This is a genomic window from Clostridium hydrogeniformans DSM 21757 (assembly GCF_000686705.1).
Classification (GTDB): domain Bacteria; phylum Bacillota; class Clostridia; order Clostridiales; family Clostridiaceae; genus Clostridium_Z; species Clostridium_Z hydrogeniformans.
Genome location: NZ_JMLJ01000014.1, coordinates 63,074 through 78,499, shown reverse-complemented (window position 1 = coordinate 78,499; position 15,426 = coordinate 63,074). Strand labels below are relative to the sequence as shown.

Below are 15,426 nucleotides of genomic sequence, written 5' to 3'. Positions count from 1 at the left end.
TATATTTTTTTACTTATTTCTGCCTGATATATAAGCCCATCTCCACTCATAGGTTGTCCCAAACAAAGGCATTTGGAAGTCTTTTACATAATTGTGTATAAAGCTTCTTCTATCTTTATAGAATATAGGAGCTATACCTGCCTCTTCTTTAACTAAAATAGTTTCAAGCTCTTTATAAAGCTCTGCTCTCTTAGCTATATCTCCTTCTCCATCTAATTTCTTAAGAATTTCATCATATTTAGCATTGTTGAAAGCAACATAGTTATTTCCACTCTTAGAATCCCACATATCAAGGAAGCTAATAGGATCATCAAAGTCTGCTCCCCAACCTGACTGAATAATGTCAAATTTAAAGTCTTTTTTAGCTTGATTATATAATTTTGCATCCCCAAGAACTTCTACCTTAAGAGTTATTCCAAGATTCTTTTCTATTTCTTGCTTCCACCACTCTTGTTTTTGCCTCTCTCCTGATGACTGTCCTGTAGTTATATAACTCAATTCTATTTTCTTTAAGTCATCTACATCTTTTCCAAGCTCTTTTAATCCTTCTTTAAATAGTTTCTGAAGTTCTTCCTTATTTCCTTTATATTTATCATAATCGGCTTTTAACGGTTCTTGAACCTCTTTTCTATATTCCTTATCTCCACTGTGTAATGAATAAGGAATATATCCATAGGCAGGTTTAAATCTTCCATATAATGTATTAACATATTCCTCCCTATTAAATGACAACGCTAAAGCCTTCCTTATTTTCTCATTTTTCATAAGTCCACTTGGTCCACCAGTTTTTTGGTTAAATCCTAAATACCAAGTAGTAGGATCATCCTTTTTAATTGCAGCAAAGCTTCCCTTTTCAGCTTCCTTAGTCCATTTTTCAATAAACTCCTGACTACCTCCAGTAACATCAAGGTCTTTTCCTTCAAATAACTGTGCTTGAGTTGAGAATTCTGCAATATCTCTCATCTCTACCTTTTCTATATATACATTATTAGCATCCCAATATTCCGGATTCTTTTCAAAAGTTAAACTATTATTTCTTGTCCACTCTTTTATTTTATAAGGTCCACAATAAACCTGTTTACTTATATCTGTATCCCAGTTTTCTCCACCCTTTTCTATAACATCAAGTCTTACAGGGTAAAAAGAATAAAAGGCTAATTTTTTTTCAAAATATGGTGTTGGTTTTTCTAGGGTTACCTCAAAGGTTTTATCATCCTTTGCCTTAACTCCAACATCCTCTGGTTTTCCTTTTCCAAGGTTATAGTCCTTAGCTCCCTTTACCTCATATGCAAGATATGCATATCCAAAAGCATTATCTTTCTTTAATAATCTTAAGAAAGAATCTACATAGTTCTGAGCAGTAACTGGTTTACCATCACTCCACTTATAATCTCTAATTTTAAAAGTCCAAACTAATTCATCCTTAGATTTTGTCCAACTTTCAGCCCCTGCTGGAACTATTTTTTCTTCTCCATTCTCAATCTTAACCCTTGCTAGGCCCTCCTGAGTAGCACCTAAAACAGTACCTGAACTAGAATCTTGACACTTATTAGGGTCTAAGGTTTCTGGTTCTACAAGTATTAATTTTAATAATTGTTCCTTATCCTTTTCACTAGCTTCATTCCCTGAACTACTATTGTCTGAAGAATCCTTTCCACAGCCAACTAGTCCAACTGTAGAAGTTAATATCATGGCACCTGCAAGCAGCGCCCCAAGCCACTTTCTTGACTTCATAACTTATACCTCCTTAATATTTATTAGTTTGCATTTATATAAACCCTTAAAGGATATAAGGGAAATACACTAGTACACTTAACACTGTATCTAAAATAGCATAAAGTATAAAAATTCCTATAGCTATTCTCTCAGTATCTTTTTCATATTCCTTATATGATATATACATACATATAAGTGATATTGTTAATAATACTCCTAGAAGTATTAATGGATTATTTATAACCTTTGGTATTTTGTAATTAAATACCCCAAAAGCAACATCATAGGATTTCTTAAGTTTTAGAATAATCAATATTAAATAAGAAAATAAAAATAATAATTTTCTCTTTTTTTCATTTTTTCCATCCATAAGGAAAAAACTAAGGATACCTACTGGAATTAATGAGGGAATTAACCAATAAGCACTAGTTATAGGAACCCAAACAAAAGTTCTTATAATAGCTGCCATTCCATATTTTAAAGCTTCATTTAATTCCTCAGGTCTATTTTTATTATTTAAATTCTTAAATTCTTCTTCTCTAGATGTCATATATATGTTATAGTCTTCATCTTCAACATCACCAAAAACCATGGTATCTCCTACAACTCCTGGCTTCTCAGAAGCCTTTATAGTTCTTGTTACGAATTTATAATCTAATATTTCAGAACCATTTAAAGTTATATTTATAAAATCATACTGTGGTTTTGATGTATCCATTCCTGGTCTTTCTGTCCCTATGATAAACTCTGCCTTATCACCACTATTTTCTATAGAAATAGGATTATATAAAAATTCATGTCCTGGTACTTCAAGTTCCTTCACTTCTGAAGTACTTTTACTCTTATCATAGGATATTAATGATACTGTTCCATAGCCTCCCCTAAAGGAATTTTCAATAATCAGATATAGATAGTTTTCATCACTATTACTGGCTATAGAAATCAAGGCACCATCTCGTCCAAAGCTAATAGCTCCTATTTCTTTTCTATCTATTATTGTTTCTTCTAAAACCTTAAAAGAATAATACTTTCCATCTTGTCCATAACAGACTACATAGCTTCCATCTTTCTCCTTATGTCCTGTTATTATTTCATTTTTTACTTTTTCAGTTAAAACCTTAGAATTCTTTTTATTTCTAATTTCTATTTTGTCTTTATAGGATAAAATTAATATGCTATTGTCAACGGTTTGAATTGAATTTACTCCCTTTGTGAGATTTCTTTCCACTTCTTCTAGGTTGTCATTCAATGTTATATCGACTAAGGTGTTTTCTCCATGATCTGTTTTTACGAAAGAAAGAGTTATATCTTTTTCATTAGTTGTAAGACTTGTATAATTCATAAATTCATTAATATTCAAATAATTTTCCTTAAGTGCTTTTCCACTTTTATCTGTTAAAATAACCTTAATATTATCCCCATCATTATGAGCTACTACATAGTTTTCTTTAAATCTTATAATCTTTACATTTTCTTTTATTTTTCCTTTTGATAGATAAACTTCCTTGCCCCAAGTTTCTGATGGCGGAGTTGTAAGGTAGTCCTTTTTATCCTTATAAACTAACAATATACTTAATACAAGTATAGTTAAAAGCCCCAATAAACCATACTTCTTCATTTATGCTAATCCCCCAATTATTTTATTTTTCATACCATTTGTTAATTTTTAGATAAATTATATCACTGATTAGTTCATAACTCAAGAATGTTTTTTGAATTTTCTCAATATTCCATATTAATAATTAATTGTATGTTTTGTTTTGTCATGTTTCAATTTTATTAGATTATATACCCTATTTCTAAAGCTTTCAAGAAAAATTATATATTTTGTATTTATTACAAAATTATTAACAAAATACACCCTATTATTTTACGATTTCTACAAAAGTAAGTAGAATTTATATGATTTTATTTACTTTTTATACTTTTTTCTATAGAAATTCAAATAAGGTTCTGTATAAATGTATAGAACTACAAATATCCACATTATATATGGATAATATAAATACTTCATTATTTCCAAGGGAGATATCTTAGAAAGAGCATATACAGAAAGCAATTGAGCTCCATAAGGGATTATCCCTTGAAATACACAGGCAAACATATCTAATATTCCTTCTACTCTCTTAGAACCTAAATGAAATTTACTAAATATATCTTTCGCTATGGTCCCTACTGTGATTATGGCTAAGTATTATTGGCTGTACATATATCTACTAAAGAAACTAGGATTCCAATTCCAAATTCTGTCCCTCTTTTATTCTTAACTTTAGATTTTATTATATTAAGAATAAAATCTATCCCTCCATGATACTTTACCATCTCCACAATTCCACCAATAATAAGAGATATTATTATAATTTCTCCCATTCCCATAACACCCTTATATAAGCTTTAAATAGTATTATATATATCTAAATATCATACTAATAAGTCCACATATAGATATACTTAATGTCAAAAGAACTATTACATTTATCCCACTTAAAGCTCCTATTAAAATAAAGAAGTAAGGTAGTATTTTAACTATTACTCCTCCAGCTCCTACTAAAGTATATGATATATTTAAAGGATTAATTAAAATAAATGTTATTGATGTTATTTATGTAATAAGAACCGGTATAATTACAACCTTAAAATAACCGGTTTTGTTAGCAATAGCTTCAATAAAAACTCCTGGTTTTCAGCGGATTAACGATTCATATCAAATCTAATATCTTTTATTAACCTGCAAAACTTACCTCTATTGCAAGCTTATTTGCTATACAAAAAAATAAACAAACTTATATGATTTTCAAAGAACCAGTAATTCTATTAAAAATAAAGCTATTTTTTCATATCAGCTTAACAGAATCAATATTTTAATATCATAATAAAATATTTCTAGGGATATATATATAGACTAAAGTCACTATACAAATGACTTAAGTCACTATTCTATTAGATTGTAAAATATCCTTTAAGTTACTTATTTACTTCTATAAGCTTTTTATCTGAAACCCTAAGCTTATCATAAAGTTTTTGTGCTTCTACCTTAGTGCTATAAAGCCTGGATATGTAACTTAAAAGAATAAAAAATATTATAAGTAAAAAGAATATTATAAAAAACAATTAAAGGAATTACTCCTTTAAAACTGCCTTTGCTCTTCTTCAAAACTCTTCCTCATTATGTTTATAAATAAAAAAACTCCTACCTAAAGATAAGGTAAGAGTTTTCACTTTCTTCTTAAACATCTCATCTTCCAGGTTATACCTGCTGGATTTAGCACCTTAAGCTCTTAGCCTTGGTTGCCGGGTTTCATAGGGCCAGTCCCTCTACCACTCTTGATAAGATTAAATTGTAAACTTCATTATTTAATAGTAATTATATTATTATATTCATATATTGTCAACACTAATATTGAACTTTTGAAAAGCAATCTCCTTATTTATTTCATTTTTATCATAATCAATACTTATTTTATATATATTAGGACAATTACATTCTCTCCATTTTTTCATATATTTAGCATCAGCTTTCATTGAATAATAGTACATTTCATCATATTCATCAGAAAATTCAAGGTATTCGTTTATAGATTTCTTATCTATAATAACCTTGTCCTTAGGTAAATTTTTAAATATAGGAAAGAAAAACTTTAAGGGAAGAATATAATTATAGTTTCCTTTTACTTCTTTCCCTTCAAAAAGAGCTCTTTTTATTATAATATTTTCTCTCTCTTTATCACTTATCTTTATTCTAAATAATATATTTTTTTTATTATCATTCTGTAGCTTTATTCTAATCATAAACTCACCTTTTGTTATATTATATTAATTACTTTTACCTTATATGTATATTTAGCTTAGATAAAAATTCTTCTTAATGATTTTCATTTACTTGTAACTCTTTTAGGTTTCTATTTATATCTCCCTAAAAAAATTCTCCTATAGAAATTTTAGTATTTCTTATAAAAAGCAAGTATATACTTTTACTTAAGAATATACCTGCTTTTTTTTATAATAACTCTATAAAATTATCACTACAAATCTTAATAGTTTCTGTGTCCCATATAGACGCCTGCACCTCTCCTACATGAGCCTTATTTAAAAAGAACATACATATTCTAGATTGACCAATTCCTCCACCTATAGTATATGGTAGTTTTTCTTCTAGAAGCATTTTATGAAATTCAAGGTTTTTTCTATTTTCATGTCCACTTACTTTCAATTGATGCTCTAAAGCCTTCTTATCAACTCTTATCCCCATAGAAGAAAGTTCTACTGCCCTTTGAAGAAGTGGGTAGTAAAATAATATATCTCCATTTAGATTCCAATCATCATAATCCGGTGATCTTCCATCATGCTTTTCCCCCGATTTTAAAACTTCCCCTATTTTCATTATAAATACTGCACCTTTTTCCCTGCATATAGCATTTTCTCTTTCCTTAGAGGTAAGGTTTGGATATAAATCCTCAAGCTCTTGAGAAGTTATAATATGGATGTTATCAGGCAGATCTATATTTAAACTTCTATATTCCTCACTTATATAAGCTTCTGTCTTCTTAAAAACTTCATAAATATTTCTTACTACAGATTTTAGAGTTTCTTCATTTCTTTCTTTTTTATCTATTATAAGTTCCCAATCCCATTGATCTACATAAATTGAATGAAGGTTGTCTAAGTCTTCATCTCGTCTTATGGCATTCATATCTGTATATAATCCTTCTCCTCTTTTAAATCCATATCTAAATAAAGCTAATCTTTTCCACTTTGCTAAGGATTGAACTATTTCTATTTCCATATTCTCTTCTTCTTTTATTGAAAAATGGACTGGTCTTTCTATTCCATTTAAATTATCATTAAGCCCTGTTTCTTTTTCTACAAATAATGGTGCTGATACCCTAGTTAAATTAAGTTTTTTTGAAAGTTCTTTCTCAAAATAATCCTTTAATTTCTTAATAGCAATTTCTGTTTCCTTAAGATTTAAAGAAGACTTATATCCTTCAGGTAATATAACTTTTTCTTGTCCTATCATATATATTCCTCCATTTTAGTTAAAATCTTATTTCTGTATTTATAGCTATAAATAAAAAAACCTTCATCCTATAAAAATATAGGACGAAGGGTTACTTCCGCGGTACCACCTATGTTAGCTTAAAAAAGCTCATCTTTAATCAGTACAGATTTCTCGATACTGTCCAATAAATAACGGTTTGGCTCCGTCTAAGTCTACTAAGAATATATCCTTTCGATTAGAAGCTCTAGGATGTTTTTCATTATAGGTTTCGTACCCATCTTCCACCATTATGGGCTCGCTTTAACTACTTCCTTATAACTACTCTTCCCTTCAACGCTTTTAAAAATTTCATTAAAGATATAATATATTATATTTTTTCATAAGTCAACCTTTTACTAATTATTTTCACCAATTTCTTTTTTAACCTCTTCTATTGTAAGCCCAAGTTCATCTCTACTAGTAAATCTATATTCATAGATTGAATTTGGATATTTATCCTTATCAACTACCTCTAAGAACATTTCTAAAGGTCTAACAAATAACTTACTATGTCCATACATTGGTCTATAAACTACTAACTCTTCCCCTGTTTCACTATGAGTTGCCTTTTCATAAACATAATACCAATTGCCTTTAAAGTGTTTATAGTATTCATTTTCTTTTATATTTCTCATAATAATCTCCTTAATAAGTATTTGGTTAAATATATTTTATTTTATAACCATATTATTTGCAAATTTTTATATTCTTATTTTTTTATGTATTAATATCATTATATGCTAAATTTAATGATTATACTAAAGTCTATAATATTAAAAGAAAATATATTACTTATATATTAACCTAAGAAGCCATTAATAATAAAATATGATCTATATTGGATTAAATTTATTTATTGCATCCAATATAGATCATATTTTACAATTATCCTTAATTCTTTTATACTTTTAATCTAAAGACTTAAATATTCTTAGCCACCTAAGAATATACCAATCTAAGAATATAACAATTTAAATTATCATATAAATAAATCTCAAATATAAATATTATAAAACTATATTTATTAAATACAATTTAGATAAGTGTAAAAACACATAAAAAAACTGCATCCTAAGATGCAGTTTTATTTTCATTATCATTAATTTTATTTTTCTTAGCTAATATTGGTAGTATAAGTCCTAATCCAATAAGAACAAATGGAGTTAATAGATTAAGTGATATTTGGAAATACCATTGTGAAGTGTATGCCTCCACACCCTTTGGAAACATTCCCATTATACAAGCAAAAGCTGTAAATAAGAAACACCATAATCCAACGCCATAAGCTACCTTCGAATTTTTAATAAACTTATATTCTGAAGGAAACTTTCCATCCATTTTACCTCTTAAAACCATATAGGCAAAGAATACCCATAGGTATCTCATAGGCATAACCACTGAGTTTAAGTCAAGTAACCAGTTAAATAATGAGTTCATATCCCCTATTCCAAAGGCCGGAACCATTATTAAGATACTAACTAATACAGTAGTCATTATATATCCATTTATAGGTGCTCCATGTTTGTTAGTCTTAGTTAATGCATCTGGAATATATCTTCTATCTCCATCTGCTAAAAGAACCTTTAATGGGGCATCTATTGAAAATACTAAAGCAGATATTTGAGCAGTCATATTAGCTAAAGCATAAAGTATTAATAAAAGATTACCTACTCCATAGTACTCTCCAAGCATTTTAAATGCATAGTACTGACCATTCATCTTTAAGTCATTTGGTATAGCATTAGAATCAAACATTATTCCCATAGCAAAAGATCCTAAAAGAGCACATATTGCTACCATTATAGCAAGAGCTATCATTCCCTTTGGAAACTCTTTTGATGGCTTTTTCATGTTATTAACATAAGGTGATATCTTTTCACATCCCCCTACTGCAAATACAAGCATTGATATGGTTGTAAAATATGCAAAATTAAAATCTGGAATAAAACTTTTAAATGCAAAACTTGAAGTAGCTGGCTTTACTCCAACCATAGTAGGAGCTGCAACAACTAATGCAATATATAGTAGTGACATTATAAATATAGATGTACCTGCTATACTTCCTATTTTCTTTAAAGAGTTAACTCCTTTAGAAGCTACCCATAGGAAAAATAGAAATACCAATAAAGTTATAGATTGTAATACTATAGGATTAAATTGCTTTATAAAGCTTCCATCTTGATATACACTCCATCCTAAAGCAACTAAAACTGATTGAGGTTTTTGTGCTAAATATGGTATATGCACTACCCAGTATGTCCATCCCGCAAGATAAGCAAGTTTAGCTCCGCTAGTTTCCTTTATCCAGGTACTAACCCCTGCTTTTCCTTCCTTAAAGGTAGATCCAAGTTCTCCTACCATTAAAGCATAAGGAACAAAGTATAAACTTAATATAAGTACCCATGATACCACAACTGTAAGCCCTTGGTTTGCGTAGTTATTAACTACATTACCAAATCCCCAAACAGCAACAAAGGCCATTAAAGCAAGGTCATTCCACCTAAGCTTTTTTGAGTTTAGTTCACTCATAAATAATCCTCCTCATTTGCAATTCCATACCCTTAAGTATGTTTTACTTTAGTAATAAGTAAACATTATAATTTGTTAAAGATAAAATAATTATTTTTCTTTATTTTTCTACATTTTTTCATCTTTACATAGTAATTTTATCATTATTTTTAATCCATCTCAATAGAGGCTTACTTTTTTCAAAAAAAAATATTTATTATAATACTTATTTATCAAAATGAAAACGTATTTATATATATCATTGCCAATATTACTTAAAAGCATTTAAAATTCTAAGCAATATAATTTTACACAATTTATTTTAGTAGTTTTTAAAGTTAATTATTTAGGTTATTCTAAAATACGTTTTAAATAAAGCAATGTAAAAGTACAGTAAACTTAGAATCCTGCTTTTTATTTTTCTTAAGATATAAGAAATTAAAATAAAAAAAGAAGAACACTTTAAGTATTCTTCTTTTTTATTATTAAATTATATATATTTTTACAATTTAATTATTATATAGCATAAAAATATCTTATTATTTTTATGAATCATATATATCTTTTATTTAAACCTATAAAATATTGTAACTAGTTATTTCTTGCCTCTTTCATTGCCTTCTCTCCCTTTTCCTGAGCAGTTTTTAAAGCTTCATCTACAGATTTTTTATTTGCAAAAACCTGATTTAATTCCTTTCCTAATTCATCAAGAGCTGGTATTGAACCTATGGTTCTTGCCCCAGTATAACCTTTATCTATGGTTTTTAAAGGAACTTCTTTTACTGGATTTTCTTTTAAGAACTTTTTGTAGGAATCAAGCTCCCATGATGATTTTCTTACAGGCATATATCCTGTTTTCTCTGAAAAATAAGCTGTATTTTCTGTAGATGTTAAATACTTTATATATAACCAAGCTGCTAATTTTTCTTCCTTAGTGCCTCCATTAAATACTGCAACGTTTGTACCATAGTAAAGCTGAACATCTTCCTTATACACTGGTAGAGGTGCTGAAAACCACTTGCTTTTTATTCCACTACTTTTTATATATGGTATAGCAGATGTAGATGCTATACACATAGCTGCTCTTTCTTGCCCAAAAGGTATATTAGCATTTTTATCTTCTCCAGCTAATCTTGCGGAGCCATCCTGTATCATAGAATTTATAAATTCTACTGTCTCCTTAGTTTCCTTAGTATTAAAGTTTATTTTGTCTTCTTTCTCACTTATAACTTCTTCTCCTGCTTGCTTAACCCATATTCCTATATCTGTAGATATATTATTTTCAAAAACCAATCCATAGGTTTCTGGTTTTCCATCCTTATTTTTATCCTCTGTAAGCTTTTTAGAAGCCTCTTTTAATTCATCCCAAGTCTTTGGAACTTCTACACCTTTTGCTTTTAACATATCTTCATTATAATAAAGAACCATTTCACTTTTATTAAATGGGAAGGCATATTGCTTATCTCCCCATGCCCCATCTTCTAAAAACACTTTTGGAATATCTTCTACACTTTCTTTATTAAGACCTACTTCCTTATTATCTATATAAGGAGTCATATCCTCAACTAATTCTTTTTCTATATACCAAGATAGTCTATTACAATATATCTGGGTCATAGTTGGTAAAGTCTTAGATTTTGCAGCTCCCATAAGTTTATCAAAAAGATCTCTATATCCTCCTTGATTAACTAGATTAACCTTTATATTAGGGTTATCATTTTCAAAATCCTTTGTTATTTTTTCAAGAGCTTCTCCACTCTCCCCCTTCATAGAATGCCAAAACTCAATTTTTACTGGACTATCAATTTTAACCGCAATGGATTCCTGTGAGTTTTTTTTATCCTCCCCTTGCTTTTTACTAGTACATGCACCTAAGGATAACACCATAGTAGATGCAAGAATTAAAGATAAAAGTCTTCTTTTCATGTTTCTTCCCCCTATATTCCTTAATTTTTACTAATACTTTATGAATTATTTACCCCTTTACACCACTTCCCCCGACTCCACTTATTATATATTTCTGTAATAATAAATATAAAATTATTATTGGTATTATTATTAAAGAAGCCATTGCCATTATAAGGTGGTAATCAGAACCAACCTCTGAAGAAAATTTAGCTAAAGCTGTTGGTAATGTCCTCATAGATTCTGAATTTGTCATAACCATAGGCCACATAAATGCATTCCAGCTATTTATAGCCTTCATTATAAGTACCGTAACTATAGCTGGTCTAACAATAGGTATTAATATTCTTATAAGAAACTTAAAATCATTGCATCCATCTATCTTTGCTGCATAATAAAGCTCTTTAGGTACCTTTAAAAAATGCTGTCTTAAAAGAAATATGGAAAAGACGCTTGTACACCAAGGAATGATTAAGGCTTTATAAGAATTTATCCATTGAATATTACTTAGAAAAACAAAGTTTGGTATTATTAATATTTCACTTGGAACCATCATGGTACCTATAAGCATATAAAACAATATATTCTTTCCCTTAAACTCAAGCCTTGCAAAAGCAAATGCTGCCATTACAGTGGTTATAACCTCTCCTAATGTTATAAAAAAAGTAACTAAAACACTGTTTATAAAATAATTTTTAAAGTTATTAAGAGAAAAAACTTCTTTAAAGTTATTTAAGGTTACAGTTTTAGGTATAATTTTTTTAGGATAAGATACTATTTCTTCTGGAGTATTTAAGGCAGATAATGTCATCCATAAAAATGGAGTTACTATAAACACTCCTCCTAATATTAAAATTACATATATAATTAATTTCTCTCTCTTATTCTTCATAATACTTAAATCTCCTAATAACTTTAAATTGAAGATAAGTAAATACAGCTATTATTATAAATAGTATAAAGGCTGCTGCAGAAGCAGTAGCAAACTGCCATCTCATATAAAACTTATCAAAAACATAGTAAACTATGGTAAGCCCACTATCTAAAGGACCTGCTCCTTTGTTGTATAATATAAAAATTTCATCAAATATCTTAAAACACCCTATGGTAGTAGTTATAGAAACAAAGAAAATAGATGGCATTAGAAGTGGAAGAGTTATATGAAAAAAACTCTTTCTCTTACTAGCCCCATCTATTTTAGCTGCTAAATAATATTTTTCATCAATATTTTGAAGCCCTGCTAAAAAGATAATTATTTTGTATCCTAACCCCTTCCATAGACTTATCAGTACCAACATAGGCATGGTCCAATTACTATCCGTTAAAAACTCATTTCCATGAAGTCCTATTTTATTAAGAAGTAAATTTAAAAGACCAAACTCACTGTGAAATATCCATTTCCATATTGTAGCCATTGCCACTGTAGATGTGACAAAGGGTATAAAATATATACTTGTAAATAGCTTTTTAAACCTTATTTTTTTGTTTAAAAGCACTGCTATTAAGAGGGATATGATAATTGAAAGCGGTACTGACATAAGAACGAATTTAAATGTATTATAAATTGCTTTATAAAACCCTTCATCTGTAAGCACAGTCTTAAAATTATCAAAGCCTACTTCATAAACTTCATCTTTTATATAATTAAATTTTGTATAAAAGGCCATAGTAAATACCTTTATTAAAGGATACACCTGGAATAAGCTTATTATTAAAAAGCTAGGTAATAAATATCCATAAGGCTTAATTCTCTTCCACTTCATATTTCTCTCCCTTTAAAAGCTGGTTATCCTTATATAGTAAAATTTCTTTAAATGTAACCCTTATCACACTATCTTTTTCACAGTTCTTGTTCTTGCTGGCTATAATATTCAATATTAATTTTTCCCTTTCTATTTTAATCCATATATCCTTACCTAAAAGTTTTAAGTCTACTATTGTAAATTCTAAACCCACCTTGCTAATTTCTATATTTTCAGGCCTTATGGCTAATTTAATATTTTCTATATTTTTAAAGTCTTTCTTAAGATTTATAGAAAAATTCTCAGCTATAAACTTATTGTTTTCTATCTTTCCGTCTATTATGTTAATTGGAGGAGAACCTATAAACTCTGCTGCAAAGATGTTTAAAGGTCTTTCATATAACTCCTTTGGAGTAGATATTTGTATTACCTCACCCTTATCCATAAGAACTATATTATGAGACAAAGTTAAAGCTTCCTCTTGGTCATGGGTAACAAATAAGGTGGTTATTCCTGTTTCATACTGAACCCTTCTAATTTCTTCCCGCATTTCAAGCCTTAACTTAGCATCTAAATTACTAAAAGGCTCGTCCATCAATAGAATATCTGGTTCCTTAACCAAAGCCCTTGCAATAGCTACCCTTTGTTGTTGTCCTCCTGATAGCTCATTAGGTCTTCTATCTATAAGGTTTTCTATTTTTAAAAGGTTTAAAACATAGTTAACCCTTTCCATATTATATTCCTTTGATGTTTTTTTCATCTTTAATGGAAAGAGCAAGTTTTCTTTAACTGTCATATGGGGATATAGGGAATAATTTTGAAATACCATTCCTATATTTCTTTTCTCTGTTTCAACTAGGCTTATATCCCTATCATTAAAGTAAACCTTTCCATTGTCTATATTTATAAGTCCAGAAATAACAAATAAAAGAGTACTTTTTCCACATCCACTTGGTCCTAATATTGATGTAAACTCCCCTTCATTAAACCTTATACTTATACTCTCTAAAGCTTTTAATTCTTTATATTTCTTTGTTACATTTTTTAATTCTATCTTCATATTCATCACCGTTCCCTAGATTCTTCTATATTGTAACATTTTCCAATTATTATTTACAAATTGTTTATTCCTATAATACTTCCCCTATCTATAAATTTTACAAATAGTGTCCCCTTAAAATTTAATTTCTAATTTTAAATTTAATGTGCTCTATCTTTAAATAATGTAATTGGTTATAAAGACCATAGTTTTTAAACGATGGTCTTTATAACTTATACCTCTGCCTAAAACAAGATAAATTAAAGATATTTTAAATGTAGTAATTACACTTATTTTTAAAAATGTCCTAGAATTAGTGACATATTAATCTAGCATCTCAATAAATGCACTTATCCTAGTTGTTAATTGTCCTATATCCTTAGAGGAATAATCCGTTTCTATACTCATATATGGAGTATTGTTCTTATTACATATATTTTTCACCCTATAGGTCTCACAATTGTAGGTATGGCAAGAATACAGTACCATATCCATTACCCCATCTATTTTATATTTACTTATATAATGATTTATCATATTTAGCCTATTATCATTAGGGCTCATACAAGCACAAGCTGTTTTTAAGTATCTCTCCGCTAGAGCATCAAAGGCATTTTTCTTTTCATCAACTAAATCATCTATACTCTTTGTAGAGCTACAGTTTTCATAACAAACCACCACTCCTCCATTTTCCTCTATTATTTTAATAATTTTTTCTGTAGCTTCTCCAAGAGGTGACCCTGTAATTAAAATTCTTTTAGCTTCAGATGGAACCTCACTTCCATAAAGTTTATAATTTTCTTTTATACTTTCTGTAAGAAGTTTTATATTTTTTATTTCATTTTCTTTATCTGCTATATATTTGGTAGCTTCTAATACTTTTCTCATAGAAAATCCCCATATAGGCGGTGGAAAAAGTTTTCCAAGCTCATAAAATTCCCTAAGAGCCTTTCTTTCATTATTTCTTATTATTATATTTTTTCTTATATCTTCCTCGCTTATTTCAATATCTAAAACCTTTTCTACCGCTTCCTTAAGAAGATAAAGTTCATCTTTATAATAATCAAAGCTGCTTTCTCTTCTTAAATTTTGAGGAAGACTCATAATATACATAGGTTTCATCTGTCCCAGATATTCATACATCTTTTTTTTACCATCACAGGTAGTTTCCCCAATAAGCATGTCAGAAAAATAATAATAAGGACAACTCTCTGTAATAGCAAATCCATAACTAGACTTTAATAAAGGACATGAATTTCTCGGAAGATCTTTTTCTGCTGCTGGTATTGGCTCCTCACTCATACCACAAAGCCATGCAACTACAACATCATTAGATGCCAATATTTCCCAAGGAGCGAATCCACAATAAACTCCTATAACCTTTTTCCCTTGATCTTTTAATTCCTTTACCTCTACAAACCCATTTCTTCTTGCCTCACTAAATTCTTCTATAATTTCCTTATAACTTTTCATATTAA

13 protein-coding genes, 1 riboswitch and 1 other annotated feature are annotated in these 15,426 nt (G+C 28.8%); all 13 genes read right to left on the bottom strand.

The annotated features are described in order from the left end of the window. Positions 1-9: 9 nt before the first annotated feature. On the bottom strand, positions 10-1,734 hold the full coding sequence (locus tag BR69_RS0109220) for a peptide ABC transporter substrate-binding protein (RefSeq protein WP_027632940.1): 1,725 nt from the start codon (positions 1,732-1,734) through the stop codon (positions 10-12). Between the two features lie 46 nt (positions 1,735-1,780). Beyond that, the gene (locus tag BR69_RS0109215) at positions 1,781-3,334 is read right to left on the bottom strand and encodes a hypothetical protein (protein ID WP_027632939.1); all 1,554 of its coding nucleotides are present in this window, start codon (positions 3,332-3,334) and stop codon (positions 1,781-1,783) included. 569 nt (positions 3,335-3,903) lie between these two features. Beyond that, positions 3,904-4,086 (bottom strand): hypothetical protein, encoded by a 183-nt coding sequence (locus tag BR69_RS21150; protein ID WP_027632937.1) that lies wholly within the window; start codon positions 4,084-4,086, stop codon positions 3,904-3,906. 594 nt (positions 4,087-4,680) lie between these two features. Continuing rightward, positions 4,681-4,827, bottom strand: coding sequence for a hypothetical protein (locus BR69_RS21690; protein ID WP_207640763.1), 147 nt, complete (start codon positions 4,825-4,827; stop codon positions 4,681-4,683). A gap of 121 nt (positions 4,828-4,948) precedes the next feature. Continuing rightward, positions 4,949-5,050, bottom strand: a riboswitch (SAM riboswitch). 44 nt (positions 5,051-5,094) lie between these two features. Then, the gene (locus BR69_RS0109195; protein ID WP_027632936.1) at positions 5,095-5,505 is read right to left on the bottom strand and encodes a hypothetical protein; all 411 of its coding nucleotides are present in this window, start codon (positions 5,503-5,505) and stop codon (positions 5,095-5,097) included. 208 nt (positions 5,506-5,713) lie between these two features. Then, positions 5,714-6,733, bottom strand: coding sequence for an aspartate--ammonia ligase (asnA, locus tag BR69_RS0109190; RefSeq protein WP_027632935.1), 1,020 nt, complete (start codon positions 6,731-6,733; stop codon positions 5,714-5,716). Between the two features lie 76 nt (positions 6,734-6,809). Then, positions 6,810-7,058 (bottom strand) — a binding site (T-box leader). A gap of 52 nt (positions 7,059-7,110) precedes the next feature. Continuing rightward, positions 7,111-7,389 carry a DUF1653 domain-containing protein gene (locus BR69_RS0109185; protein WP_051623555.1) on the bottom strand — a complete coding sequence of 93 codons (279 nt, stop codon included), beginning with the start codon at positions 7,387-7,389 and terminating at the stop codon, positions 7,111-7,113. Positions 7,390-7,825: 436 nt separating this feature from the next. Continuing rightward, the gene (locus BR69_RS0109180; protein ID WP_027632933.1) at positions 7,826-9,283 is read right to left on the bottom strand and encodes an amino acid permease; all 1,458 of its coding nucleotides are present in this window, start codon (positions 9,281-9,283) and stop codon (positions 7,826-7,828) included. Positions 9,284-9,853: 570 nt separating this feature from the next. Next, complete coding sequence (locus tag BR69_RS0109175) at positions 9,854-11,188, bottom strand: ABC transporter substrate-binding protein (protein WP_027632932.1); 1,335 nt, start codon at positions 11,186-11,188, stop codon at positions 9,854-9,856. A 49-nt stretch (positions 11,189-11,237) separates the two neighbouring features. Continuing rightward, positions 11,238-12,059 carry a carbohydrate ABC transporter permease gene (locus BR69_RS0109170; RefSeq protein WP_150112257.1) on the bottom strand — a complete coding sequence of 274 codons (822 nt, stop codon included), beginning with the start codon at positions 12,057-12,059 and terminating at the stop codon, positions 11,238-11,240. Then, on the bottom strand, positions 12,049-12,930 hold the full coding sequence (locus tag BR69_RS0109165) for a carbohydrate ABC transporter permease (RefSeq protein ID WP_027632930.1): 882 nt from the start codon (positions 12,928-12,930) through the stop codon (positions 12,049-12,051). Before BR69_RS0109165 ends, BR69_RS0109170 begins: the two co-directional genes overlap by 11 nt. After that, on the bottom strand, positions 12,911-13,969 hold the full coding sequence (locus BR69_RS0109160) for an ABC transporter ATP-binding protein (RefSeq protein ID WP_160169944.1): 1,059 nt from the start codon (positions 13,967-13,969) through the stop codon (positions 12,911-12,913). The genes BR69_RS0109165 and BR69_RS0109160 overlap by 20 nt, the downstream gene beginning before the upstream one ends. A gap of 303 nt (positions 13,970-14,272) precedes the next feature. Next, positions 14,273-15,421 (bottom strand): double-cubane-cluster-containing anaerobic reductase, encoded by a 1,149-nt coding sequence (locus BR69_RS0109155; protein WP_027632928.1) that lies wholly within the window; start codon positions 15,419-15,421, stop codon positions 14,273-14,275. Between the last annotated feature and the right edge of the window lie 5 nt (positions 15,422-15,426).